Source organism: Micromonospora sp. NPDC023888 (assembly GCF_040639415.1).
Classification (GTDB): domain Bacteria; phylum Actinomycetota; class Actinomycetes; order Mycobacteriales; family Micromonosporaceae; genus Micromonospora.
Window position 1 is genome coordinate 215,749 of record NZ_JBEZZW010000007.1, and the last position, 25,624, is coordinate 241,372.

Sequence of the window (25,624 nt, forward strand, 5' to 3'; positions counted from 1 at the left end):
CCTCGCTGCGCTCGTGCCCGCCAGACCGGCGGTTGAGCAGACCGATGATCGTGTCGCCGGTCATGCCGGCGCCCCCACCAGGTGCTTGAGGACCGACGTGAAGAAGCCGAGGCCGTCCAACGAAGGACCGGTGAGTGCCTCCACCGCGTGCTCCGGGTGCGGCATGATGCCGACCACGTTGCCCGCGGCGTTGGTGATCGCGGCGATGTCGCGCTGCGACCCGTTGGGGTTGCCGCCGACGTACCGGGCGACCACCCGGCCCTCGGCTTCGAGCTGGTCCAGCGTCGCGGTGTCCGCGACGTAGCAGCCCTCGCCGTTCTTGACCGGGATGAGCACCTCCTGGCCGGGCTGGAACGCGTTGGTCCACGCGGTGCCGGCCGACTCGATGCGCAGGACCTGGTCCCGGTTGCGGAAGTGCAGGTGCTGGTTGCGGGTGAGCGCACCGGGCAGCAGGTGCGCCTCGCACAGGATCTGGAAGCCGTTGCAGATGCCGAGCACCGGCAGGCCGCCCTGGGCGGCGTCCACGATCGTCTCCATCACCGGGGCGAACCGGGCGATGGCACCGCAACGCAGGTAGTCACCGTAGGAGAAGCCACCGGGCAGCACGACCGCGTCCACCCCGTGCAGATCCGGGTCACCGTGCCAGAGCCGGACCGGCTCGGCACCGGCGATCCGGACGGCCCGGGCCGCGTCCCCGTCGTCGAGCGAGCCGGGGAAGGTGACGACACCGACCCGGGCGGTCACGAGCGGGCGTCCGCGGTCTCGTCGGCCTCGACCAGGCGGATGGTGAAGTCCTCGATGACCGGGTTGGCGAGCAGCTTGTCGGCAATCTCCCGAGCGCGGTCCAGGTCCGGTTCACCGGTGAACTCGATCTCGATCCGCCTGCCGATCCGAACCGAGGCGACGTCACCGACGCCGAGCCGGGGCAGCGCGTTTGCGACGGCCTGGCCCTGCGGATCGAGGATCTCGGGCTTGAGCATGACGTCGACGACGACGCGAGGCACTGGGCACTCCTGACTGTGTACGCAGTTGGGTGCCGACCCACAACGGGCGAGCGCAGCCAGCGTACCTGGCAGATATCGCCACGGGCGCACCGGCCGGGTGCAGTTCAGGCAGTGATCGACATTACCGACGCTCTGGGTGACCCAGGGAGCGCGACAGGTGCCCTCAGCAGGACATACACGGCGCTTCCGGTAGCCGAATCGTTACATTGATCAATCCCGATCAAAATCTTGATAACGATGACCTCGGGCCCTATCGTACATCGACGTAAGTCGATTCAGGCGACGGCCGGAACCCCCGCTGTCGCCCTTCCGCACCCGGCGACCCCGGGTCCGCCCCGTCCAAGGAGTCCCCCCGATGCGCATCCGCCCCCTGCTCGCCGTACTCAGCACCGCGTTGGTCGGCGCCCTCGGCGCCGCGTCCGCCGCGTCCGCCGCCCCGCCCGGCCCGCAACCCATCATCGGCGGCGACACCGTCGCGTCCGCCCCCTGGGTGGCGGCGGTCATGAGCAACGGCTCGTTCACCTGCTCCGGCAGCGTCATCGCCGCCCAGTGGGTGCTCACCGCCCGCCACTGCATCAGCGGCACCATGTCGGTCCGGGTCGGCAGCGTCTACCGCGCCTCGGGCGGGGTCACCCGCACGGTAAGCGCCACCTACACCCGCAACGACCTCGCCCTGATGCGGCTCTCCAGCACCGTCAGCACGTCGACGGTCAGCCTGGCCAGCAGCAACCCACCCATCAACTCGACCAACTCGATCTACGGGTGGGGCATGACCTGCTACAGCGGCTGCTCCGCGTCCAGCCAGTTGAAGACCGCCACCGTGCGGGTGACAAGCAACAGCGTGACCGACGCGTACGGCGGGCAGGCCATCCGCAGCACCGAGATCAGCGGTAACGCCTGGCGGGGCGACTCGGGTGGCCCGCAGTTCTACAACGGCCAGCAGGTCGGTGTCGCCTCCACCGCAGACGGCTACAGCATCCAGAACTACGGCAGCGTTGCGTACAACCGGGCCTGGATCACCTCGGTGGCCGGTGTCTGACGGTTAGCGCCCCGGGCGGCGCGGATGGTCGGCTGCGTGTCGGCCGTCCGCGCCGCGTCGTTTCGCAGCATCCGATCAGGTGAACAATGCACCCGATCGGGTCGGGCCACTCCTGACAGCATCGGAACCGTGCTGGTCGTGACGACAGAGCAACTGCCCGGCTATGAGATCCGCCAGATTCTCGGTGAGGTCGTGTCCTCGATGGCCAGGACACGCAACCCGTACCGCGAGGGGGTCAAGAACCTGCGCGGTGGCGCGTACGACCCGATGGCCCCGGACAACCTGACCCGGTGGCGCACCGACTCGGTGTCCCGGCTCGGCGAGGAGGCCCTGCGGCTCGGCGCGAACGCGGTGATCGGCATGCGCTTCGACAGCCGTGACTGCGGCGAGATGTGGATGGAGATCTGCGCGTACGGAACGGCGGTGGTGGCCGTACCCAAGATGCCCGAGGTCATGCCGGCGGACCAGCCGGCGGTCGCCGCGGAGACGGCGGAGGTCGCGGGCTTCACGGAATCGCCGGGTGGCATCGCCGAGCCGGCAAGCGCCCCCAACCTCCGGACCGCCGCCGAAACCGCGACCGGCGACTAACCCCAACCCACCGACCCGCCCCACCCACACCCACCCACCTCACGGCACGCGGGTGGTCAAGAGGTTTGCGTCATTTTCGATCTTCCACTTGACGCAAACCTCTTGATCAACTGGGCTGCGCGGAAGGGGGTGGGGGTGGCGGTGGCGGTGGGGGTGTGGGCGGGTCAGAGGATGGGGGGTGGGGAGTAGGTTGCGGCGTCCGGGTGGGTTTGGACCACCTTGGTGATCCGGCGGGTTACCGCTTCCACCTGCGCGGCAGCGGCGCCAACGAAGGCGGAGCGGTCGGCCACCAGGGTGTCGATGTCGGCGCGGGACAGGCCGAGTCGGCCGTCCGCCGCCAACCTGTCGAACAGGTCGTTCTCCGGCGAGCCCTGCTCGCGCATGGCCAGGGCCACCGCGACCGCGTGCTCCTTGATCACCTCGTGCGCGACCTCCCGGCCGACGCCCCGCCGCCCCGCCGCCACCAGGATCTTCGTGGTGGACAGGAACGGCAGGAAGCGCTCCAACTCCCGGTTGATCACCGCCGGGTACGCGCCGAACTCGTCGAGCACTGTGAGGAACGTCTGGAACAGCCCGTCGGCGGCGAAGAACGCGTCCGGCAGCGCCACCCGGCGGACCACCGAGCAGGACACGTCCCCCTCGTTCCACTGGTCACCGGCCAACTCGCCGACCATCGACAGGTAACCCCGGATGATCACCGCGAAGCCGTTCACCCGCTCCGACGAGCGGGTGTTCATCTTGTGCGGCATCGCGCTGGAGCCGACCTGGCCGGGTTTGAAGCCCTCGGTGACCAACTCCTGGCCGACCATCAGCCGGATCGTGGTCGCCAACGACGACGGCGCGGCGGCGGTCTGCGCGAGCGCGGCCAGCACGTCGAAGTCCAGCGAGCGCGGGTAGACCTGCCCGACGCTGTCCAGCACCCGGGAGAAGCCCAGGTGCTCGGCGACCCGCCGCTCCAGCTCGGCCACCTTGTCGGCGTCGCCGTCGAAGAGGTCCAACTGGTCGGCAGCCGTGCCGACCGGTCCCTTGATCCCCCGCAGCGGGTAGCGGGCGATCAACTCCTCGAGCCGCTCGTACGCGATGAGCAACTCCTCCGCCGCCGACGCGAAGCGCTTGCCCAACGTGGTGGCCTGCGCCGCCACGTTGTGCGAACGGCCGGTCATGACCACCTCGGAGTGCTCGTGGGCCAGCCAGCCCAACCGGACGAGGGCGGCCACCACCCGGTCCCGGATCAGCTCCAGCGAGGCGCGCACCTGAAGCTGCTCGACGTTCTCGGTGAGGTCCCGCGAGGTCATCCCCTTGTGCACGTGCTCGTGCCCGGCGAGCGCGCTGAACTCCTCGATCCGGGCCTTCACGTCGTGCCGGGTGACCCGCTCCCGCTCCGCGATCGAGGCGAGGTCGACCTGGTCGAGCACCCGCTCGTATGCCTCGACCACGCCGTCCGGAACCGACACGCCCAGGTCACGTTGGGCGCGGAGCACGGCGAGCCAGAGCCGCCGCTCCATCCGGACCTTCTCCTCCGGAGACCAGAGGGCGACCAGTTCGGGCGAGGCGTACCGGTTGGCCAGCACGTTGGGGATCGTCGTCACGTACCTCATTGTCCCGCACCCGCTGGTCGACACCCGTACCGGGCCGGGTTGCCGAGGCGGTCAGGGGCGGCTGACCTCGTAGACCGTGACCGAGCCGGCGACCAGCCGAACCTCGGCCAGCCGGGCCAGCTCCGGCGACACCGCGCCCGCCCTGGCGTCGGCGAACAGCCACCGGACCCCGTGCCGCGTCCGGAGCCGATCCAGGTCGGCTGGGGTCGGCGTGGTGAACACCCGGTCGTTGAACGCGAGCAACTCCTGGTCGGGGAAGTTCTGTCGGGCGTACCCCAGGTTGTCGACGCCGTGCGCGGCCACGACCGCGTCGGTGTAACCCCAGCTCTCCACCACCGTCCGGTGGCCGCCCAGACCGGTCACCCAGAACGCCCGGGCATCGCAGTGCTGGGTGGTCCGCACCGGCCGGCAGTGCACGTTGGTGGCGACCACGTCGTCGGCGGCGGCATGCTCGTCCAGCCACAACGCCGCGCGCATCTCGTCGGCGGTCAGCGCGTACGGCTGCGGCCCGGTCGCCGGCACCGGCTCGGTAAGCATCGAGCGGACGACCCCGCCCACGGCGACGGCGCCGCTCGCACCGAGCATCGCGGCGGTGACCCCGGCCACCGCAATCGTCACCGTCCGCCGACGGCCGCCCGGTGACGGGACGCGCCGCCGCCACAGGACGCCCACCCCGACGGCGAGCGCGGCGGCCACCGCCACGAACAGCGCGTACCGGACCGCTGACGCACCCAGCACCCGGAGCCATCCCTCGATGGTCGAGGTGTAGGGGGTGCCGGGTCGGGCGATCTTCGGCCACGCGAAACCCACCACCGTGCCGGCCGTGGCCAGCGCCGCCACCGCGCCGGCCACGGCGGGCACCACCAGCACCGGCCAGGGTGCCCGGGCCATGGCGAGCGACCAGGCGGTCAACACGCCGCCGACCGGGATGACACCCATCCAGAAGTAGATCTGGCTGATCGACGGGTGCTGGAACACCCAGGTGGTGGCAGCTCCGGCGAGCACCGTGCCGGCGAGCAGCCAGACGGCCGCGTCGGCCCGGTGCTCCCGCTCGACGAGCAGACTCATGCCCACCCACCGAGGCGCCTGACCCAGCACCCACCAGGCGACCACGGAGAACGCCAGCAGCCAGCCGATGGCACCGCCGTCGTTGATGCCCGGCGGCAGCGGCGCATCCGGCCAGATTCCGTCGCCCCCACCGAGCGTTTCGGAGTACGGGCCGATGAAGTGCAGCAACGCCAACGCCTGCACGCGCAGCGTCGAGGCCCCGCCACCGGCGAACAGCCGGAACCCGAGCGCCATCGCCGCCACGAGACAGGCCAGCGCCACCAGGGCAGGCCGCGGCAGCCGCCGCTCCCGCCACCAGAACACGACAGCGGTGAGACCCAGGCCGGCGATCAGCGGTGGCAACGCACTGGACTTCGCCCCCGCACAGACCAGGCCGAGCACCGGCACCAGCGCCCAGGCCAGGCCGAGGGACCGCCCTCGCGCCACGTCGACGCAGAGCCCGACGAGCAGCAGCAACGGCACCAGCACGTACGTCTGGGACGGGCTGGCGTACGACAGCGGCATCTCACCGGACGCGCCCACCGCCGAGCCGAGCGTGACAGTCGTCCCGACGAAGCCGGCGACGGCGACCACCGGGCCGGCCCAGACGGCACCACTCAGGTCGCGGGCGAGCCCGGCCGCGAGCACCGCCGCCGTGCCGATCACCGGCACCAGCCAGAATCGCAGCAGCACCGTCGTGGGCGCGATGTCGGTGATCATGCTGGCGCTGGCGATGTGCGCGTCGGAGAGGTAGTGGTAGCGCAGCCCCTCCCCCGCGACGTGCGGCAACTCGAACGGCATCGCCCGGGTCAGCTCCTGCACCAGCCCGAGGTGGTAGAGCAGGTCCTGGTAGTAGTCTCCGTGCACCGGGGGCAGTGGCACCATCCGCCACTGGACGTACCCCCAGGCCACCACCACCAGCAGCGCCGCACCCATTGCCCAGTGCCACCGGACCGGCAGCGGTCGGCGCTCGCCGACCCGCCAGTGCCGGCGTAGTCCGGGGACGGCGGCGAAGGCGAGGATCACGGGCAGCGGCCACCAGCGCAGCAGGGACTGCTGGCCGGTCGCCGCGGTCGACGCCCAGGCGACGATCTCGAGCAGCAGGCCGGTGGCCGCACCGTAGGCGAGGTCCTCCGGCAGGTTGCCCCGGCTGCCGCGCAGTGCGCGGTGCACAAGGGCCCCGGGGAGCACCAGGGCGAACACCCAGTACGCGGAGAACCGGACGAGGTCAGGGGCCGGCACGTCGCCGCGGGACCAGACGAGCAACAGGGCGGCGATGACGAGCGCCCACGGGAGCGTGGTGAGTACCGGCAGGAGGGCGTTCCGACGGGCCACCGGTGCCGGAGTGTCGATCCGCTCGGCCAGCAGGGTGTCAGCCACGGGCGCTGACCGCCGGCCCGAAGTCGGCCCGGCTCTCCGCCGCCGTCTCGGCGGCCGGCACCTCGTCCAGCGAGTCGAATCCGACGTGGAAGGCCGGCCGGTTCTGCACCGTGGCGTAGATCCGGCCGACGTATTCGCCAAGGAGGCCGAGGCAGACCAACTGCACCCCACTGAGCAGCAGCACGGCGACGAACATCGAGGTCCAGCCGGGGATCGTGGCACCGGAGACGTGGACGACAACGCCGAACACGATAAGCGCGAGGCAGAGCAGGAAACTCGACATCCCCAACCAGGTGGCCAGTCGCAGTGGCGCGGCGGAGAAGTTGGCGGTGCTCTCCCAGGCCAGGGCCACCATCCGGCGCAGCGGATACTTCGTCTCCCCGGCGGCTCGTGCCGCGCGGTCGTAGCGCACCTCGGCGCTGGGGAAGCCGAGCGACGGCACCAGCAGCCGGTAGACCGGGGCGCGTTCGGGCAGCCGGCGCAGCACCTCGATCACGTCCCGGCTGAGCAACCGGAAGTCGCCGGCCTGGGCGGGCAGCTCGGTGCCGACGAGCCTGCGCATCGCCCAGTAGTAGCCCCGGGCGGTGTTGCGCTTGAAGATCGTGTCGGTGCTGCGGTCGGCGCGGACGCCGTAGACGACGTCCACACCGTTCTCGCGGGCCACCCGGAGCATCTCGGCGATGGTCTCCGGTGGATCCTGGAGGTCGGCGTCGAGGCTGACCACCCACTGGCCGACGGCACGGTGGAGGCCAGCGGTAAGCGCCGCCTGGTGGCCGCTGTTGCGCCGCAGCCGGAGCACCCGCAACTGCGGCCAGTCCCGACCGTGGTCGAAGAGCACCGACACCGTGTCGTCCCGGCTGCCGTCGTCGACGGCGACCACCTCGTAGTCGACACCGAGTGCGTCAAGCACCGGCCGCAGCCGGGCGACCAGGGCCGGGATGACCGCGGTCTCGTTGAACATCGGGATGACCACCGAGAGGGTGGTCGTCCGTGGGACGACGGACTCCATGGTGTTACGGCCCCGTTCCGCACGCAGGAGCGATCGATTCCGCGCCCAGGGCGCGGCACCGATCACGATTGCGTGGTAAACCCTCCGCTGGCGGGCTGACTCCTGAACGGGCCGTTAACGCCTACTTGCGGGCGTCCCCATAAGGGACGATCCGTCGTCAGCGTTCCAGGATCGCTGTCACACCCTGGCCACCGGCCGCGCAGATCGAGATCAATCCGCGTCCGCTGCCCTTCTCGGCAAGCATCTTGGACAGGGTCGCCACGATCCGCCCGCCGGTGGCGGCGAACGGGTGCCCGGCGGCAAGCGAGGAGCCGTTCACGTTGAGCCGGTCGGTGTCGATCGCGCCCAGCGGCGCGTCCAGGCCGAGGCGGTCCTTGCAGAACTCCGGCGACTCCCAGGCGGCGAGGGTGGCCAGCACCTGCGAGGCGAACGCCTCGTGGATCTCGTAGTAGTCGAAGTCCTGCAACGTCAGCCCGGCGCGGGCCAGCATCCGGGGCACCGCGTACGCGGGGGCCATCAACAGCCCCTCGTCGCCGTGCACGAAGTCGACAGCCGCCGTCTCGGACCAGCTGAACCAGGCCAGCACCGGCAGGTTGTGCGCGGCCGCCCACTCCTCGCTGGCGAGCAGCACGGTGGACGCGCCGTCGGTGAGCGGCGACGAGTTGCCGGCGGTCATGGTGGCGTGCTCGGCGTCCGGGCCGCGGGTGCCGAAGGCCGGCTTGAGTGAGCCGAGCTTCTCCAGGCTGGTGTCGGGGCGAAGGTTCGAATCGCGGGTCAGCCCCAGGTACGGCGTCATCAGGTCGTCGAAGAAGTTCCGGTCGTACGCGGCGGCGAGCCGTTTGTGCGAGCGCAGCGCCAGCTCGTCCTGGGATCGCCTGTCGATCTGCCAGTGCCGCGCGGTGCGGGCGGCGTGGTCACCCATGGACAGGCCGGTGCGCGGTTCGGCGATGCGCGGGATCTCCGGCTTGAACGGCTGCGACGGGCGCAGCTTCGCCGCGACCTTGAGCCGTTCGCCGAGCGTGCGGGCGGAGTTGAGCTTGAGCAGGGTGCGCCGCATCTCCTCGTTGACCGCCAGCGGCGCGTCGGAGGCGGTGTCGACACCGCCGGCGATGCCCACGTCGAGCTGACCGAGGGCGATCTTGTTGGCGACCAGGATCACCGCCTCCAGGCCGGTGCCGCAGGCCTGCTGGATGTCGTACGCCGGGGTGTGCGGGTCGAGCCGGGAGCCGAGCACCACCTCGCGGGCGAGGTTGAAGTCACGGGAGTGTTTGAGCACCGCCCCGATCACCACCTCGCCGACCCGCTGACCGGCCAGCCCGTACCGGGCGATCAGACCGTCCAGCGCGGCGCCGAGCAGGTCCGTGTTGGACGCGTCGGCGTAGCGGGAGTTGGAACGGGCGAAGGGGATGCGATTGCCCCCGATGACCGCGACCCGCCGGATGCTCTGCACGATCCGCCTCCTCCGAGATGTGTTGCTCGAACCTACTCGCCAGTAGGCTACGCCCATGACCGACAGGTACGCGAGCTTCGTCCAATCGGCCGCCGGCCGCGCGCTGGTCAAGCGCCTCGGGCTGCCCGACCCGCCCCGGCTGCGCCGGCACCACCCCGGCGACCCGCTGCTACCCGGGCCGGCCCTGCTCGGCGCGGCCACCGGCGGCCGGCTCGCCGAGCCGCTCGCCACGATCCTGACCGCCGCCGGGGTCGAGCTGCGAGACACCGGCAGCGCCGCGGCGACTGACCGGTTCGGAGCCCTGGTGTACGACGCCACCGGCATCACCGACTCGACCGACCTGCGCCAGCTCTACGACTTCTTCCACCCGCAGGCTCGGGCGGTGCTGCCCAGCGGCCGGGTGATCGTGCTCGGCACCCCGCCGCAGGAGTGCGCGACGACCCGCGAGGCGACCGCCCAGCGCGCCCTGGAAGGGCTGGTCCGCAGCATCGGCAAGGAGTTCGGCCGGGGCACCACCGCTCAACTCGTCTCCGTCACCCGCGCCGGCGGGGCCCCCGAGACACTCACCAGCCTCGAATCGACAGTCCGGTTCCTGCTGTCCGGCCGGTCCGCGTACGTCTCGGGCCAGGTCATCCGGGTCGGCGTCGGCACGGCGAGCGCCCCGGCGGACTGGGACCGCCCGCTGGACGGGCAGGTCGTGCTTGTCACCGGTGCGGCGCGGGGCATCGGCGCGGCACTGGCGAAGGTGCTCGCCCGTGACGGCGCCCAGGTCGTGGCACTCGACATCCCGGCCGCCGGGGACGCCCTCGCCGCGGTGGCGAACGACATCGGCGGTACGGCGGTGCAGCTCGACCTGACCGCGCCCGACGCGCCGACCCGGCTCGCCGACCACCTGGCCAGCCGGCACGGCCGGGTCGACGTGGTGGTGCACAACGCCGGCATCACCCGGGACAAGACGCTCGGCCGGATGGACGCCGACCGGTGGGACCAGGTCATCGACGTCAACCTGTCCAGCCAGGAGCGGATCAACGACGTGCTGCTGGAGCGGGAGCTGATCCCGGCCGGCGGGCGGATCGTCGCGGTCTCGTCGATCGCCGGGATCGCCGGCAACCGGGGGCAGACCAACTACGCGACAAGCAAGGCCGGGGTGATCGGGTTGGTCGACTCGCTCGCCCCGACCCTGCGCGAGCGGGGGATCAGCGTCAACGCGGTGGCCCCGGGCTTCATCGAGACCCGGCTGACCGCGCGCATCCCGCTCGTGGTCCGGGAGGCGGGCCGACGGATGAACAGCCTGGCCCAGGGCGGCCTGCCGGTGGACGTGGCGGAGACGATCGGTTGGCTGGCCTGGCCGGCGAGCGGTGCGGTGAGCGGCAACGTGGTCCGGGTCTGCGGCCAGAGTCTGCTGGGGGCGTGATGGGCACGCGGAGAGAGCCCGACGACGACCTTTCCCTGCACGAGTTGATCGACGGCCCGACGGAGACCCTGTCGGCGGAGACGCGGGCCCGGGCACTCCAACCGGAGTCCGTCGGCCGTACCCGGGTGGAGCTGGCTCGGATGCCGGCGTCCGGGGCGCTCCACCGTCGGGCGGTGCTCGGCGCGCTGCCGGGTCTCGGTGGCGGGCGGCGCGGGTCTGGCCTGCCGGCGGCCGAGTTGGCCGTGGGCGGGGCGCGGGTGGACCGGGCGCACCTGGCCGCCTACGACCGGATCTGCGGTTTCCGGCTCAGCGACCGGCTGCCCGCGACGTTTCCGCACGTCATGGGCTTTCCGTTGGCCCTGCGGCTGATGACCGAGCCGGAGTTTCCCATCCCGCTGACCGGTGTGGTCCACGTCGGCAACCGGATCACCGTGCACCGCCCGATCGACGCCGACGAGACCCTCGACTTCACGACGTACGCGGAGAATCTGCGCCCGCACGACCGGGGGCGGCAGGTGGACGTGGTGCTTGTCGCCTCGGTCGACGGCGAGACGGTCTGGGAGGGCGTCTCGACCTACCTGGGTCGGGAGCGCAAGGCCGGCGGGAGTGACCACAGCGCACGCCCTGCCGCACCGACCGCCACGGCCCGGTGGCGGGTGGAACCCCGCGTCGGTACGGCGTACGCGCGGGTCTCCGGTGATCACAACCCGATCCACACCTCGGTGCTCGGTGCGCGACTGTTCGGTTTCCGTCGACCGATCGCGCACGGCATGTGGAGCAAGGCGCGCTGCCTGGCCGCGTTGGAGAACCGGTTGCCGGACGCCTACACCGTCGAGGTCGCCTTCAAGACGCCCGTGTCGCTGCCGAGCACTGTGGACTTCGCAGTGCTGTCGGACGGCGGGTTCGCCCTGCACGACTCGCGTGGGCGTCCGCACCTGGCGGGTTTCCTGCGCTGACGTTCTCCGGGCTTGGCAGGGATGCCCCCCGTGCGCTAGGTTGTTCTCAGAGCGAGATATTCTCAACCTGAGAGAGACGCGATGAACGAGCAGGAGTTCCTGGCCGCGTACGACCCGCGGGCCTACCCGTCGGTCGCGGTGACAGTCGACGTGGTGGCGCTGACCATCCGGGACGGCGCGCTGCACCTGCTGCTGATCCAGCGCGGCCAGCAGCCGTTCGCGGGGCACTGGGCGCTGCCCGGCGGCTTCGTCCAGCCCGGCGAGGACCTGATCGCCGGCGCCCGACGGGAGCTGGCCGAGGAGACCGGGCTCGGCGGCGAGGCGCTGCGCCGCGTACACCTGGAGCAGTTGGGCAGCTACGGCGCCCCCGACCGTGACCCGCGCATGCGGGTCGTCTCGATCGCCCACCTCGCGTTCGCCCCCGACCTGCCGGACCCTGCCGCCGGCACCGACGCCGACGCGGCGATCTGGCTGCCGGTCACCGCGTTGACAAGCCGGCAGCTCGCCTTCGACCACGGCCGGATCGTCGACGACGGGCTGGAGCGGGCCCGGTCCAAGCTGGAATACACCCCACTCGCCACGCGCTTCCTCGACGCCGAGTTCACGATCAGCGAGCTGCGCACCGTCTACGAGACGGTCTGGGGTCACCCACTGCACGCCGGCAACTTCCACCGCAAAGTGCTCTCCGTGCCCGGCTTCGTGGAGAGCACCGGCACCAGCACCGAGCGCGGTGGCACCCGCGGTGGTCCCCGCGCCCGGCTCTACCGGGCCGGCGACGCCCGCCTGCTGCACCCGGCGCTGCTGCGTCCCGCCCGCGAGGAGACGGTGCGATGAGGACCACGGCGGCCATCGACCTGGTCACGGCGGCCCGCACCGACGCCGACCTGTTCGGCACGGACCAGCCGGCCCGGCGTTACCGCGAGCTGGTCGCCGCCCTGCACCCCGACCGCCTGCCGGCCGACCCGACGGTACGCGCCGAAGCCCTCGACGCGTTCGTCCACGTCACCACCCGGTGGCGGGCCCGGCAGGTCACCGTCCTCGGCGACTACCGGCTCGGCGCGCCGGCCCACTCGGGTGACCTCGCCGACCTCTACGACGTCGGCGACGACCGGCTGCTCAAACTCCCCCGACGACCGGCCGACAACGACCTGATGGCCCGCGAGGCCCACGCCCTGCGCGCCATCGCCGAGCGCGGCGACCCGCGCTACCTGCCGTACGTGCCCCGGCTCGTCGACGAGTTCCCGCACCGCGACGCGTCGACCGGCGCCGAACGGCGGATCACCGTGCTCGCCACCGCGCCCGGCCTGCACGACCTCGACGAGGTGCGGCGCGCGTACCCCGACGGTTTGGACGGCCGGGACGTGGCCTGGATGTGGCGGCGACTGCTGGTGGTGCTCGGCCTGGCCCACCGGGCGGGCGTGGTGCACGGCGCGGTCCTGCCGCGACACGTGCTCATCGAGCCGGACGCCCACGGCGTCGTGCTCGTCGACTGGTGCTTCTCCGCCCCCGCCGGCACCACGATCCCGGCGCTGGTGCCGGGCCAGGAGGACTGGTACCCGGACGAGGTCCCCCGGAAGCGACAGTGCGGACCGGGCACCGACATCGCGATGGCCAGCCGCTGCATGAGCTGGCTGATGGGGTCACGCGCGCCCCGCGAGCTGCACGCCTTCGCGCAGGGTTGCCGGCAGCGGTCCCTGCACGCCCGGCCCGACGACGCCTGGGGTCTGCTGCGCGAGCTCGACAAGGTGCTGGACCGGCTCTACGGGCCCCGCACCTTCCGCCCCTTCACCCTCACCCCCTAAGGAGCTGTCATGGGCAGTGGAATCTGGTCCACCGACGTGTACGACGCCGCCGACCGCTACCGGCGCTCCACCGGCCGCAGCGCGTTCTCCTACAGCGACAGCGGGGCGCGCACCGTGCACACCGCGCTCGACCCCCGCGACGCGATGCGCGAGAGCCGCGACTCCGACGAGCACCCGCGGTCCACCCCCGTCGCGGTGCTCTTCGACGTGACCGGCTCGATGCGCACCGTGCCGCGCGTCCTGCAGACCAAGCTGCCGCGGCTGCTCGGCCTGCTGCAACGGCAGGGGTACGCCAGCGACCCGCAGATCATGTTCGGCGCGATCGGTGACGCCACCTGCGACCGGGTGCCGTTGCAGGTCGGTCAGTTCGAGTCGGACAACCGGATGGACGACGACCTCGGCCGGATCGTCCTGGAGGGCGGTGGCGGCGGGCAGATGAGCGAGTCGTACGAGCTGTCCATGTACTTCATGGCCCGGCACACCGCCACCGACAACTGGGAGAAGCGGGGCCGACGCGGCTACCTGTTCATCATCGGCGACGAGCTGGCGTACCAGAAGGTGAAGACCCGGGAGGTGGCCCGCCTGATCGGCGACGACCTGACCGAGGACGTGCCGCTGCGGCAGGTCGTCGACGAGGTGACCCGCCGCTGGGACACCTACTACCTGCTCCCCGCCGGCAGCCACTACGCCGGCAACGCCACGGTGCTCGACTTCTGGCGGGGCCTGCTCGGGCAGAACACCGTCGTGCTCGACGACCTCGACGCGGTCTGCGAGACCATCGCGCTCACCGTCGGCCTCGGCGAGCAGGCCATCGACCTGGACGAGGGCCTGCGCCACCTGGACCACGCCGGCTCCAGCGCCACCGGCACCGTGTCGAAGGCCCTGGCCCGCCTCGGTCGGGGACGGCGGGCCGAGGTGTCCACGCTGCCCGCGTTCCGCGACACCACCGGCGGGGTGACCCGGCTGTGAGGCACGTGGCGGTGGTCGACCTCGGCTACGGCGACGCCGGCAAGGGCACGGTGGTGGACTGGCTGTGCGCCACCCGGCCCGTGCACACGGTGGTCCGCTTCAACGGGGGCGCGCAGGCGGCGCACAACGTCGTGCTGCGCGACGGGCGGCACCACACGTTCGCGCAGTTCGGCGCCGGGACGTTCCACCCGGGGGTCCGTACCCACCTGTCGCGGCACGTGGTGGTGGACCCGCTGGCGCTGGCCGCCGAGGCCGACCATCTCGCCACGCTCGGGGTGACCGACGCGCTCGACCGGCTGACCGTCGACGGGGAGGCGCTGCTCGCCACCCCGTACCACCGGGCCGCCAACCAGGCCCGGGAGATCGCCCGGGGAGCCGACCGGCACGGCTCCTGCGGGCTCGGGGTGGGCGAGGCCGTCGCGTACGGTCTCGCCCACCCGCACGACGCGCCCCGGGTCGGCGACTGCCGCCGCCCGGCGTTGCTGCGCCGCCGGCTGACCGCCCTGCGGGACCGGCTGACCGCCGAGCTGGGCCCGCTGGACGCGCCGCCGGTCGAGGACTGCCTGCCCGCGTTCGCCGGGTTCGCCGGGCGGGTCGCGATCGTCGACGGGAGCTGGCTGGCCGGGGCGTTGCGCGCCGGGACCTGCGTCTTCGAGGGCGCGCAGGGGGTGCTGCTCGACGAGTGGCACGGCTTCCACCCGTACACCACGTGGAGCACCACCACCTTCGCCAACGTGGACGGCCTCCTCACCGAGGCCGGGCAGCCCGGCGGCGCGACCCGGATCGGGGTGCTGCGCGTGGTCACCACCCGGCACGGGGCCGGCCCGCTGGTGACCGAGGACCCGACCCTGCCGTTCACCGACGAGCACAACCCCACGAACCCGTGGCAGGGCCGGTTCCGGTTCGGCCACTTCGACGCGGTCGCCCACCGGTACGCCCTCGCGGCGGCCGGTGGGGTCGACGGCCTGGCCCTTACCCACCTCGACCTGGCCGGCCCCGACCTGCGAATCTGCCGCCGCTACGACACCACCGACCGACTCACCCCGGGCCCAGCCGGTGACCTGGGCCGGCAGGCCGCGCTCACCGCCCGCCTGCTGCGTTCCCGCCCGCTCTACGACGGCCCGCCGGCGGACTGGGCGGAGGCGGTAAGCACCGAGCTGGGTACCCCGGTGGTGCTGACCTCGCACGGTCCCACGGCCGACGACAAGGCGCCGCACGGCCCGCTGCTCGCCCCACCGACCCTGGTCGGCGCCGGCTGAAGGCGGGTGATCCGGCGACTCGGCCACCGGGCGGGTCGCACCCGGCGAGCATGGGGGAATGGAAGCCCTGCTCGACCTCCTCCGTGGGACGGTCACGTCACCATGGGTGTACCTGGTGATCTTCGGGCTCACCGCGGTCGACGCGTTCTTCCCCGCGGTGCCGGGCGAGGCGGCGGTGATCACCGCCGGGGTGCTCGCGGCGAGCGACGGGCACCCCAGCCTCACCCTGGTGATCGTGAGCGCCGCCTTCGGCGCGCTTGTCGGCGACCACATCTCGTACGCCATCGGGCGGGGCGGGGGCGCGCGCCGGCTGGCCCGCCTGCCCTACGGCAGCCGTCGGCGGGCCAGTTCCGAGTGGGCCCGCCGCGCAGTCGACCGGCGCGGCGGAATCATCCTCACCACCAGCCGGTACGTGCCAGGCGGCCGGACCGCCGTCACCCTGACCATGGGCGCGGTGCGCTATTCCCGCCGGGCGTTCCTGCTGTACGACAGCATCGGGGCGGTCACCTGGGCGGTGTACTGCGGCCTGCTCGGCTACTTCGGCGGGCTGGCCTTCGAACGTGACCCGGTGAAGGGCGTGCTGGTCGGGGTGGGGCTGTCGGTGATCGTCACGTTCGGGTTGGAGGGGATCCGCTGGCTGCGCCGCCGAGCCCGCCGCCACGCCGCCTCCCGGCGCTGACCGACCTCGGGCCGGGTCACAGCAGGTCGGCGTCGTACACCAGGATGGCCAACTGCACCCGGTTGCCCGCCTGAAGCTTCGCCAGCGCGCGGCTGACGTGTGCCTTCACGGTGGCCTCGCTCATCGTCAACCGCCGGGCGATCTCCGCGTTGCCGTGCCCGCGCGCCACCTCCCGGACGATCTCCAGCTCCCGCGTGGTGAGCGGTGCCAGCCGCTCGCGCGCCGCGTCCCGGCGGGCCGGCCCACGCTCGGCGAACGAGCTGATCAGACGCCGGGTGACCGTCGGCGCGAGCATCGCGTTCCCGGCGGCCACCGTGCGGACGGCGGCGGCCAGATCGCGGGGCGGGGTGTCCTTGAGCAGGAAGCCGACCGCCCCGGCCCGCAGCGCCCGGTGCACGTACTCGTCGAGGTCGAAGGTGGTCAACATGATCACCCTGGGTCCGGCGGCGACCACGTCGGGCGCGATGGTCAGCCCGTCGACGCCCGGCATCCGCACGTCGAGCAGCACCACGTCGGGACGCAACCGCTGGGCCTGCTCCAACGCGCCAACGCCGTCCGCCGCCTCGCCCACCACCGTGATGTCGTCCGCCGCCTCCAGGATCAGCCGCAGCCCGGCGCGGACCAGTTGCTCGTCGTCGACCACCACCACCCGGATCACGCCGCACCCGCCACCGGGATCAGGGCGCGGACCAGGAAGCCACCGTCCACAGGCTTCGCCTCCAACCGGCCGCCGAGCAGTTCCACCCGCTCGCGCAGCCCGAGCAGCCCCTGCCCGGCGCCGGGCAGCGACCGGCCGGCCTCGGACGGACCGTTACGGACCCGGACCTCCAGCCCGTCGGGCAGGTAGCGCAGGCACACCGTCGTCTCGGCGTCGGCGGCGTGCTTGCGCACGTTTGTCAGCGCCTCCCGGACCACCCGGTACGCCGTGCGCCCCACCGTCGCCGGCAGCGCCGACGGAACTCCCTCGTCGCTCCGGTGCACCCGCAGCCCGGCGGCCCGGGACTCCCCGATCAGCTCGTCCAACGCGTCGAGGCCCCGCTCCGGCAGCACAGCCGGACCGGCCTGCCGCAGCACACCAAGCACCTCACGCAGGTCGGTGAGCGCCTCCCGACCGGTCGCCCGGATCAGCGCGGCGGCCTGGACGGTCGCCGGATCGACCGCGGTCACCTCCAGCGCCCCGGCGTGCACCACCATCAGCGAGACCCGATGTGCCACCACGTCGTGCATCTCCCGCGCGATCCGGGTGCGCTCCTCGGCACGGACCCGGTCGGCGCGGGCCTCCTGCTCACGTTCCAACCGCTCGGCCCGGTCCCGGAGGGCGGCGAGGGTGTCCCGGCGTGCCCGCACCCAGAGGCCGAGGACCAGCGGAAGTCCGACCAGCCCAGCGGCGAGGAGAAGCACGTTGCCGGTGGTGGCGGTGGTGATCCGGCGTACGCCGCCGAGCGCCAGCCCGATGAGCACTCCACCGGCCAGCACCACTGCCGTACCGGCGAGGTAGCCGGCGAGCCGCCGACCGCGCAGCCGCAGCCCCGCCTGGTACGAGGCGACCACCCCGGCGGCCGCGGCGGCGAGCACCAACCAGCCGACCGCCGCGGCCAGGAACAACGGCCAGCGACGGGTCCGGACCGTGCTGGCGGCCCAACCCGAGCCCACCGCGAGCGTCAGCACCACCGCGCCCGGCAACGGCGAGCGGACTCCCAGATCACCTGTCGCGCTCGCCCAGACGGCCGCGGCGACCAGGACGGCGAGCAGCAGCGGGGCGTACCGCTTGACGACCCGCCGGAGGGCGACGGCGCTGGGGGCCACGTGGTGAGCGTAGGGCTCCGCCGGCGGCTCGGGTCGCCCCACGCCGTCGGACCCGGGTGCGGTGGGGGATGACCCCTACCCGACGTCCGGGCCGATCGATACTTAAGTAGTGGCGTCCAGCTCACCACTGGCCGATGGCGGGAGCCGCCGCCCGCACCAGCATCGGTGGCATGGATCTGCTCGACCTGCTGCACGAGACGATGTCCTCGCCCTGGGTGTACCTGGCGATCTTCGCGATCGCGGTGCTCGACGGCTTCTTCCCGGTGGTGCCGAGCGAGACGGCGGTGATCACCGCCGGGGTGTTCGCGGCTTCCGGCGCGCCGTACCTGCCCGCGGTGATCCTGGTAGCGGCGGCCGGGGCCCTGCTCGGCGATCACATCTCGTACGCCATCGGCCGAGGTGGTGGCACCCGGTTACTCGACCGGCTACCACCCGAGGGCCGACGCAGGGCCGCCATCGAGTGGGCGCGTCGAGGGATCGCCACCCGGGGCGGTCTCATCCTCACCGTGGCCCGCTACGTGCCGGGCGGCCGGACGGCTGTCACCCTCACCATGGGCGCTGTGCACTATCCCCGGCGACGGTTTCTGGCCTTCGACGCGCTCGCCGCCGGCTCGTGGGGGCTCTACTCCGGGCTGGTGGGCTACCTCGGCGGGATGGCCTTCGAGCAGGACCCCCTGCGCGGTCTGCTGCTCGGCCTGGGCCTCGCGCTGGGGGTGACGACGATCGTCGAGGCGGCTCGCTGGCTGGGCAGGCGTCGCCGATCCGCGCAGTCGTCGACGACCGAGCCGGTGAGCCGGGTGCCGGCGCGCTGACCTCGGGCAGTCAGTCGGCGGCGGGGCGCCAGACGACGCCGTGCAGGAGTTGGCCGGCGCCCAGCCAGGCCACGTTCATCATCCGCGTGGCGGTCTTCTCCGGGTCGGCTTCCGGGTGGTCGGCGAGCCAGTCGGCGAGCGACTCGGTGGCACCGACCAGGGCGTACGCGACGACCTCCAGGTCGACGGCGGTGATCTCCCGGCCCTCGGCGCGCAGGGCGTGGTCGAGCATCCCGGCGACGACCTCGACCAACCGGGCTCGCATGGTGGCCAGTTCGCCGGCGAACGGCTGCTCACCCCGAGCCTGCCGGTAGAGCACTGCCCAGCCGTCGCGGTGTGCGCCCACGAAGCCGAAGAACGCCTTGAGCCCTCGCCAGAGTCGGACGTCCGCCGGCAGGTCGGGGGCGGCGGCACCGGCGATGGCCTGCATCATCCGGGTGCCCTCCCGGTGCAGGCAGGCGACGAAGAGCTCCTCCTTGGTGCCGAGGTACGCGTACACCATGGGCTTGGAGATGCCGGCATCCTCGGCGATCTCGTCCATGCTGGCGGCGTGGAAGCCGCGCCGGGAGAAGACTTTGACGGCCGCGTCGAGCATCTGCTGCTCACGAACGGCGCGTGGCAGGCGCTTGAAGGCGGGCGGCGTGGACACCTTGCGAGCATACCTACTCGTGCGTAGGGTTACGCACGAGTAGCCATATCTTCCGGAAGGCGCACCTGATGACTGACTTCGACCCGGCCACCTTCGCCAACGTCGGCCCCAAGGAGTTCGCCCAGCTGGTCAAGTCCACCCCGGACGACAAGATCGCCCAGGTGATGTCCGGTGACCTGCGTGGCAAGATCCTGGGCGAGGTGTTCGGCCGGATGCCGTCGCTGTTCCGCGCGGACCGGGCCGGCTCCACGAACGCGGTCATCCACTGGATCATCACCGGCCGGTCGGATGGCGGCAGCGACACCTACGAGGTGGCCATCGCCGACGGCAAGTGCGTGGTGAACGAGACCCCGCAGCACGACCCGAAGCTGAGCCTGACCATGGGCCCGGTCGAGTTCCTGAAGATCGTCTCCGGTGGCGCCAACCCGGTGATGATGTTCATGACCGGCAAGCTGAAGGCGAAGGGCGACCTCGGTCTCGCCGCCAACATCGCCAACCTGTTCGACATCCCCAAGGCCTGACATGGCTGAGTTCTCGCTCGACCTGAACGAGGAACAGCGGGATCTACGCGACTGGGTGCACGGCTTCGCCGCCGAGGTCGTGCGCCCGGCCGCCGCCGAGTGGGACGAGCGCGAGGAAACCCCGTGGCCGGTGATCCAGGAGGCCGCCAAGGTCGGCCTCTACGGCTTCGAGTTCCTCGCCACCTGCTGGGCCGACCCGACCGGGCTCTCCCTGCCGATCGCCAGCGAGGAGCTCTTCTGGGGTGACGCCGGCATCGGCCTCTCCATCTTCGGCACCTCGCTCGCCGTCGCCGCCATCTACGGCGCCGGCACCCCCGACCAGTTGGTCGAGTGGGTGCCACAGTGCTTCGGCGACGTCGACTCGCCAGCCGTCGCCGCGTTCTGCACGAGCGAACCGGAAGCCGGCTCCGACGTCGGCGCGATGCGCACCCGGGCCGTCTACGACGAGGCCACCGACGAGTGGGTGCTCAACGGGCAGAAGGCGTACGCCACAAACGGCGGAATCGCCGGCGTGCACGTGGTCACCGCCTCGGTCGACCCCACCCTCGGCTCCCGGGGCCAGGCGGCGTTCGTCGTACCCCCGGGCACCCCCGGTCTGGCCGCCACCCGCAAGCTGCGCAAACTCGGGTTGCGCGCGTCCCACACCGCCGACGTCTTCCTCGACGACGTACGCGTGCCCGGCCGCTGCCTGCTCGGCGGCAAGGACTCCCTGGACGAGCGGTTGGCCCGCGCCCGCTCCGGGCAACGGGCCACCGGGCAGGCCGCGATGCGTACCTTCGAGCTGTCCCGACCCACCGTCGGTGCGCAGGCGCTCGGCGTGGCACGGGCCGCCTACGAGTACGCCCTGGACTACGCGAAGGACCGGGTCCAGTTCGGACGACCGATCATCGAGAACCAGGCTGTCGCGTTCGCGCTTGCCGACATGCGGATGGAGATCGACGCGGCGCGGCTGCTGGTCTGGCGTGCGTCGTGGATGGGCCGCAACAACCGCCCGTTCACGGCGGGCGAGGGATCGATGTCCAAGCTCAAGGCCGGCGAGGTGGCGGTGTCGGTCACCGAGAAGGCGGTGCAGTTGCTCGGCGGTGCGGGTTTCCTGCGCGACCACCCGGTCGAGCGCTGGTACCGCGACGCCAAGATCTACACCATCTTCGAGGGCACCTCCGAGATCCAGCGACTGGTCATCTCCCGGGCGATCTCCGGGATGCAGATCCGCTGACCGACCCGCCTCGGCGCGCCCGGCCGGTCCCGTCCGGTCGGGCACGCCCCGGTCCGGCCGGTCTCGTACGGGACGGGCACGCCCCGGCCCGGCTGGTCTCGTGCGGTCGGCCGCACCCGGCCCGTCTCGGCGGAGCCGCGACATCCGCATACCGCGCCGCACCGGATTCCACAATCTGTGCCGTGTTCGTCACCCCCCGCGGACGCGAACTGGGCCTTCCGCCGCGCCCAGTGCATGATCAAGGAAGACGCCCTGATGGACGGCGAGATCCGGTGCCCCGTCCGCGCACCACCCCTAGGAGGTCTGCGGCATGGACCTGCCGTTCATCGTTGCCACGCTCACCCGTCGCGGACTGCTCACCCCCGGCAGCCCCGTCCGGGTCGCCTCGCAGCTCAACGCGTTGCGAACGTGGGGTTGGAGCCTGGCCGGCGAGTTGCGCCAGGCAGCCGCCCGGGACCCCGGCCGGCCGGCGGTCATCGACGAGAACGGCGTCGAGCTGACGTACCACGATCTGCTCGACCGGGCCGAACGGATGGCCCGCTCGATGCGGGCGGGGCTCGGCGTCCAGGCCGGCGACCGGATCGGCGTCCTCTGCCGCAACCACCACGGGCTGATCGAGACGATCGTCGCGGCCACCCTGCTCGGCGTCGACGCCGTACTGGTCAACACCGGGCTCTCCGCCGCCCAACTGGGCACCGTCGCAGAGGAGCAGCGGCTGCGGCTGCTGGTGCACGACGACGAGTTCGCCGAGCGGGTCCTCGGCCTCCCCGCCGAGCTGCCACGCCTCGACGAACGGGCCCGCGAGGAGTTGGTCGCCGGGGCGCTGCCGGGTGACCTGCACCCGCCGGAGCGGGACGGCCGGATCATCGTGCTCACCTCCGGCACCACCGGCACACCCAAGGGTGCCCGCCGACCCACACCGAGCGGCTTCGGCCCGCTGGTGTCGATCATCGACCGCATCCCCCTGCACGCCCGGGACCGGGTCATGATCGCGGCACCGATCTTCCACACCTGGGGGTTCGCCGCCCTCCAGGTCTGCCTGGCGTTGCGGGCCACCATCGTGCTGCACCGGCGCTTCGACCCGGTCGCCACGCTCGCCGCCCTCACGGCGCACCGGTGTGACGCGCTGTTCGCCGTACCGGTGATGGTGCAGCGACTCCTGGAGATGCCCGCGCCGGACCCGCGCCCCCCGCTCAAGGTCGTCGCGGTCAGCGGTTCCGCCCTGCCCGGCGGGCTCGCCTCGACGTTCATGGACGTCTACGGCGACGTCCTCTACAACCTCTACGGCTCCACCGAGGTCTCCTGGGCCTCCATCGCCGCTCCACAGGACCTGCGCCAGGCACCCACGACGGCTGGCCGACCACCGCACGGCACCCGGCTGGAGATGCTCGGCGACGACGGTCACCCGGTGCCGAACGGTCAGGTGGGGCGAATCTTCGTCGGCAACGAGATGCTCTTCGAGGGCTACACCTCCGGTGCCGACCGGGAGACCCGCGACGGCCTGCTCGACACCGGTGACCTCGGCCGGCTCAACCCGGACGGCCTGCTCTTCGTCGACGGCCGGGCCGACGACATGATCGTCTCCGGTGGCGAGAACGTCTTCCCGTCCGAGGTGGAGGACCTGCTCGCCCAACTACCCCAGGTCCGCGAGGCGGCGGTGATCGGCGTACCTGACGCCGAGTACGGCCAGCGGCTGTCCGCGTTCCTCGCCCTGCACCCGGGCGAGACGCTCGACCCCGAGGCGGTACGCGAGTACGTCCGGCGCTATCTCGCCCGCTTCTCCGTCCCCCGGGATGTGGTCTTCGTCAAATACCTTCCCCGCAACGCCACCGGCAAGGTGCTCGCCCGGGAGTTGCGCCGCTACTACGGCTGACCGGCCGCTCAGGGGTAGGCGGCAGAGCCGCCGTCCCTGTACCCGTCGCGCCGCGGCCAGACCGGCGGCGGTCGGCCGGATTCAGCGGGGAATCGAGATCCGGCCGTCGAGCGCGGCGGCGGCGATGTCGGTGCGGTGCTGCGAGCCGGCCAACTCCACCCCGTTCACCAGCGCGTACGCGGCGTCCCGCGCGGCGGCCAGGTCGGGGCCGGTGGCCGTACCGCAGAGGACCCGGCCGCCAGCGGAGAGCAACGCGCCGTCGCTGGCCCGGCGGGCGGTGCCCGCGTGGATGATGCCCGGTCGGTCCGCGCCGGTGATGACGTCACCGGTGCGTGGTGCGGCCGGGTAGCCCGGGGCGGCGAGCACCACGGTGACCGCGCTGCCGTCCCGCCAGCGCAGCGGCGGATGCTCGGCCAGCGTGCCGGTGGCCGCCGCGTGCAGCAGCCCGCCCAGCGGGGTCTCCAGGAGCGCGAGCACCACCTGCGTCTCCGGGTCACCGAAGCGCGCGTTGAACTCGATCACCCGAGGGCCGGCGGCGGTGATGGCGAGCCCGACGTAGAGCAGGCCGGCGAACGGGGTGCCCCGGCGGCGCATCTCGGCCAGGGTGGGGTGAACCACGTCGCGCATGACGTCGTCGACCAGGCCGGGCGTGGTCCAGGCCAGCGGTGCGTACGCTCCCATGCCGCCGGTGTTCGGCCCGGTGTCGCCGTCGCCGAGCCGCTTGAAGTCCTGCGCCGGCAGCAGCGGCAGCGCCGCCTCTCCGTCGGTGACCACGAAGAGGCTGACCTCCGGGCCGTCGAGGAACTCCTCGATCACGACCCGTCCGCATTCGGCGGCGTGCGCCAGCGCGGCGGACCGGTCGTCGGTCACCACCACACCCTTGCCGGCGGCGAGACCGTCGTCCTTGACCACGTACGGGGCACCGAACTCGTCGAGCGCCCGGGCGGTGCTCTCCTCGTCCGTGCAGACGTACGCGCGGGCGGTCGGCACGCCGGCGGCGGTCATCACGTCCTTGGCGAACGCCTTGGAACCCTCGAGCTGGGCGGCCGCGCCGGAGGGGCCGAACACGGCGATCCCCTTGGCGCGTACCGCGTCGGCGACCCCGGCGACCAGCGGCGCCTCGGGGCCGATCACCACCAGGTCGGCGGAGGTCTCGACGGCCAGCGCCGCGACAGCGGCCGGATCTGTCGGAGCAACGGTCCGCAGCTCGGCCACCGAGCCGATGCCCGGGTTGCCAGGCGCGGCAATCAACGCCGAAACAGCCGGATCCGCAGCCAACCCGAGCGCGAGCGCATGCTCCCGCCCGCCACCACCCACCAAGAGAACCCGCACGACCGAGATCCTACTGTCCCCTCCGGGAACACTGTTGATCATGAGGTTGGCGGGCGTTCTGGTGATCCACTAGCCCGTCAACCTCATGATCGGCGGGAGTGGGCTGCTGCGATCGCCTGGCGGACCGTGTGGGGTATGTAGTCGGGGAGGAGGGTGTCCTGCCAGGTGAAGCGGAGGACGGTCCAGCCTGCGTTGACCAGGCGGTTCTGGCGGCGGCGGTCGGCGAAGACGGCCTGGGGTGTGGCGTGCGCGTCTCGGCCGTCCGCTTCGGCGATCACCCTTGGGCCACGCCAACCCAGGTCGCCGATGCCGAGCAGATATCCGTCGTCGTCGCGCACTTCCAGTTGGAGAGTGTCTGGCGGAACACGCCCGTCGATGCACCGCAGCCGGGAGCGGGTCTCCAATGGCGACTGCGCCCGACCATCGGCCTCGGCGAGGTAGACACGTGCTGCGACCGCGCCTCGCCGACCTCGGATCAGCGCTGGGATGGTTGCCAGGCATTTGGGAGTGAGTAGCCCCCGGTTGAGCGCCGAGTCGAGCACCGACACCGCCGCGTAGCGACGTTCCCGCAAGATGATCTCGGCAACAGTCAGCCGTGGCTCCGTAGCCGCGACCCCGTCCACCTGCACCACGACTCTTGGGTCGCGTTCGAGCTGATGTAGCACGATCGCGGGATCCGACAACCGCGCCAGCTTCGCCGCCCGGCCCGGCAGCCCCACATGGATCTCGTCCCGACGCGGCAGTCCAGCGATGCCGTGCAACTCAGCCGCGGTGCCGAACACCGCGTGAGCATGCGGGCCCAGCGAGAGCAATGCGGCACGAATACGACACCGGCGAGCAGGTGGTGCACCGCATCGACCATGCGTCAGATAGACCGCTCGAGCAAGCGGCCACCAGCGGCCCACGGCCACCAGATGATCTATATCGTGCCGACTGAATCCGGCTTTCTGTGCCTGCGCTCGAGTGATCAAGCCATCCTGAGCGGCCGCAATCGAGCGAACGAGGTCTGCGCGATCCACAAAACCACGCTGACCGCCCATCCAGCCAACCACCACCCCTGTGGATAACCTGTGGAAAGCAGCACGCTCCAGCCGCGCGTGATCATGAGGTTGACGGGACCTTTGTACCCCGGCGTTGGCTGGCCGGATCAGGTACGACCCGCCGCTGCCCCCGCTGCGTGACGGGCTCACCCAGCGCATGCCGATGGGTTCGGCGCTGAAG

Annotated in this window: 24 protein-coding genes; 13 read left to right on the forward strand and 11 right to left on the reverse strand. The window is 72.1% G+C overall.

The window, feature by feature from the left end; genetic code table 11:
• Positions 1–60: 60 nt before the first annotated feature.
• Positions 61–744 carry a phosphoribosylformylglycinamidine synthase subunit PurQ gene (gene purQ, locus AB0F61_RS09090; RefSeq protein WP_238685297.1) on the reverse strand — a complete coding sequence of 228 codons (684 nt, stop codon included), beginning with the start codon at positions 742–744 and terminating at the stop codon, positions 61–63.
• On the reverse strand, positions 741–1,004 hold the full coding sequence (purS, locus tag AB0F61_RS09095; protein ID WP_184180400.1) for a phosphoribosylformylglycinamidine synthase subunit PurS: 264 nt from the start codon (positions 1,002–1,004) through the stop codon (positions 741–743). Before purS ends, purQ begins: the two co-directional genes overlap by 4 nt.
• A 355-nt stretch (positions 1,005–1,359) precedes the next feature.
• Here purS and AB0F61_RS09100 point away from each other — a divergent pair, with 355 nt between their 5' ends.
• Together AB0F61_RS09100 and AB0F61_RS09105 are read left to right on the forward strand one after the other, a co-directional pair.
• Complete coding sequence (locus AB0F61_RS09100; RefSeq protein ID WP_357805714.1) at positions 1,360–2,043, forward strand: DUF1986 domain-containing protein; 684 nt, start codon at positions 1,360–1,362, stop codon at positions 2,041–2,043.
• 24 nt (positions 2,044–2,067) lie between these two features.
• Positions 2,068–2,631, forward strand: a complete 564-nt coding sequence (locus AB0F61_RS09105) for a YbjQ family protein (protein WP_357805717.1) — start codon at positions 2,068–2,070, stop codon at positions 2,629–2,631.
• A gap of 164 nt (positions 2,632–2,795) precedes the next feature.
• Here AB0F61_RS09105 and purB read toward each other — a convergent pair whose 3' ends face one another.
• The 4 genes from purB to AB0F61_RS09125 form a co-directional block, all read right to left on the reverse strand.
• Positions 2,796–4,220 carry an adenylosuccinate lyase gene (gene purB / locus AB0F61_RS09110; RefSeq protein WP_357805720.1) on the reverse strand — a complete coding sequence of 475 codons (1,425 nt, stop codon included), beginning with the start codon at positions 4,218–4,220 and terminating at the stop codon, positions 2,796–2,798.
• Between the two features lie 60 nt (positions 4,221–4,280).
• Complete coding sequence (locus AB0F61_RS09115) at positions 4,281–6,656, reverse strand: hypothetical protein (protein WP_357805723.1); 2,376 nt, start codon at positions 6,654–6,656, stop codon at positions 4,281–4,283.
• Positions 6,649–7,665 (reverse strand): glycosyltransferase family 2 protein, encoded by a 1,017-nt coding sequence (locus tag AB0F61_RS09120; protein ID WP_357805754.1) that lies wholly within the window; start codon positions 7,663–7,665, stop codon positions 6,649–6,651. The genes AB0F61_RS09115 and AB0F61_RS09120 overlap by 8 nt, the downstream gene beginning before the upstream one ends.
• Before the next feature lie 157 nt (positions 7,666–7,822).
• Positions 7,823–9,115, reverse strand: a complete 1,293-nt coding sequence (locus tag AB0F61_RS09125; protein WP_357805786.1) for an acetyl-CoA C-acetyltransferase — start codon at positions 9,113–9,115, stop codon at positions 7,823–7,825.
• A gap of 55 nt (positions 9,116–9,170) precedes the next feature.
• On the opposite strand from AB0F61_RS09125, the gene AB0F61_RS09130 reads away from it, so the two are divergent.
• The 7 genes from AB0F61_RS09130 (at position 9,171) to AB0F61_RS09160 (ending at position 16,194) form a co-directional block, all read left to right on the forward strand.
• Positions 9,171–10,529, forward strand: a complete 1,359-nt coding sequence (locus AB0F61_RS09130) for a 3-oxoacyl-ACP reductase (protein WP_357805791.1) — start codon at positions 9,171–9,173, stop codon at positions 10,527–10,529.
• Between the two features lie 140 nt (positions 10,530–10,669).
• Positions 10,670–11,485, forward strand: a complete 816-nt coding sequence (locus tag AB0F61_RS09135; protein WP_357806014.1) for a MaoC/PaaZ C-terminal domain-containing protein — start codon at positions 10,670–10,672, stop codon at positions 11,483–11,485.
• 81 nt (positions 11,486–11,566) lie between these two features.
• Positions 11,567–12,319: an NUDIX domain-containing protein gene (locus AB0F61_RS09140; protein WP_357805794.1), complete on the forward strand. Its 753-nt coding sequence runs from the start codon at positions 11,567–11,569 to the stop codon at positions 12,317–12,319.
• Positions 12,316–13,287, forward strand: coding sequence for a serine/threonine protein kinase (locus AB0F61_RS09145; protein ID WP_357805797.1), 972 nt, complete (start codon positions 12,316–12,318; stop codon positions 13,285–13,287). The genes AB0F61_RS09140 and AB0F61_RS09145 overlap by 4 nt, the downstream gene beginning before the upstream one ends.
• A 9-nt stretch (positions 13,288–13,296) precedes the next feature.
• Positions 13,297–14,256 (forward strand): hypothetical protein, encoded by a 960-nt coding sequence (locus tag AB0F61_RS09150; RefSeq protein ID WP_357805800.1) that lies wholly within the window; start codon positions 13,297–13,299, stop codon positions 14,254–14,256.
• Entirely contained in the window at positions 14,253–15,515 is a 1,263-nt protein-coding gene (locus tag AB0F61_RS09155; protein WP_357805803.1) for an adenylosuccinate synthetase, read from the forward strand. Before AB0F61_RS09150 ends, AB0F61_RS09155 begins: the two co-directional genes overlap by 4 nt.
• 58 nt (positions 15,516–15,573) lie before the next feature.
• The gene (locus tag AB0F61_RS09160) at positions 15,574–16,194 is read left to right on the forward strand and encodes a DedA family protein (RefSeq protein WP_357805808.1); all 621 of its coding nucleotides are present in this window, start codon (positions 15,574–15,576) and stop codon (positions 16,192–16,194) included.
• 16 nt (positions 16,195–16,210) lie between these two features.
• Here the strand turns inward: AB0F61_RS09160 and AB0F61_RS09165 are convergent, their stop codons facing one another.
• Both AB0F61_RS09165 and AB0F61_RS09170 read right to left on the reverse strand, forming a co-directional pair.
• Positions 16,211–16,852 carry a response regulator transcription factor gene (locus AB0F61_RS09165; protein WP_357805820.1) on the reverse strand — a complete coding sequence of 214 codons (642 nt, stop codon included), beginning with the start codon at positions 16,850–16,852 and terminating at the stop codon, positions 16,211–16,213.
• Positions 16,849–18,000 carry a histidine kinase gene (locus AB0F61_RS09170; protein ID WP_357805826.1) on the reverse strand — a complete coding sequence of 384 codons (1,152 nt, stop codon included), beginning with the start codon at positions 17,998–18,000 and terminating at the stop codon, positions 16,849–16,851. Before AB0F61_RS09170 ends, AB0F61_RS09165 begins: the two co-directional genes overlap by 4 nt.
• A gap of 170 nt (positions 18,001–18,170) precedes the next feature.
• Between AB0F61_RS09170 and AB0F61_RS09175 the strand changes: the two genes are divergently transcribed.
• On the forward strand, positions 18,171–18,812 hold the full coding sequence (locus AB0F61_RS09175) for a DedA family protein (protein ID WP_357806016.1): 642 nt from the start codon (positions 18,171–18,173) through the stop codon (positions 18,810–18,812).
• Positions 18,813–18,822: 10 nt separating this feature from the next.
• Here the strand turns inward: AB0F61_RS09175 and AB0F61_RS09180 are convergent, their stop codons facing one another.
• Positions 18,823–19,461, reverse strand: a complete 639-nt coding sequence (locus AB0F61_RS09180) for a TetR/AcrR family transcriptional regulator (protein ID WP_355029630.1) — start codon at positions 19,459–19,461, stop codon at positions 18,823–18,825.
• Between the two features lie 68 nt (positions 19,462–19,529).
• On the opposite strand from AB0F61_RS09180, the gene AB0F61_RS09185 reads away from it, so the two are divergent.
• From AB0F61_RS09185 to AB0F61_RS09195, 3 genes are all read left to right on the forward strand, one after another.
• Positions 19,530–19,982, forward strand: coding sequence for an SCP2 sterol-binding domain-containing protein (locus AB0F61_RS09185; protein WP_357805836.1), 453 nt, complete (start codon positions 19,530–19,532; stop codon positions 19,980–19,982).
• Between the two features lies 1 nt (position 19,983).
• Positions 19,984–21,198, forward strand: coding sequence for an acyl-CoA dehydrogenase family protein (locus tag AB0F61_RS09190; protein WP_357805841.1), 1,215 nt, complete (start codon positions 19,984–19,986; stop codon positions 21,196–21,198).
• Positions 21,199–21,508: 310 nt separating this feature from the next.
• Positions 21,509–23,071 (forward strand): AMP-binding protein, encoded by a 1,563-nt coding sequence (locus AB0F61_RS09195; protein ID WP_357805845.1) that lies wholly within the window; start codon positions 21,509–21,511, stop codon positions 23,069–23,071.
• An 81-nt stretch (positions 23,072–23,152) separates the two neighbouring features.
• On the opposite strand, the gene purD is transcribed toward AB0F61_RS09195, so the two are convergent.
• Both purD and AB0F61_RS09205 read right to left on the reverse strand, forming a co-directional pair.
• Positions 23,153–24,403 carry a phosphoribosylamine--glycine ligase gene (gene purD, locus AB0F61_RS09200; RefSeq protein ID WP_357805859.1) on the reverse strand — a complete coding sequence of 417 codons (1,251 nt, stop codon included), beginning with the start codon at positions 24,401–24,403 and terminating at the stop codon, positions 23,153–23,155.
• A gap of 83 nt (positions 24,404–24,486) precedes the next feature.
• On the reverse strand, positions 24,487–25,624 hold a 1,138-nt coding region (locus AB0F61_RS09205; protein ID WP_357805862.1), incomplete at its 5' end, for a type IV toxin-antitoxin system AbiEi family antitoxin domain-containing protein.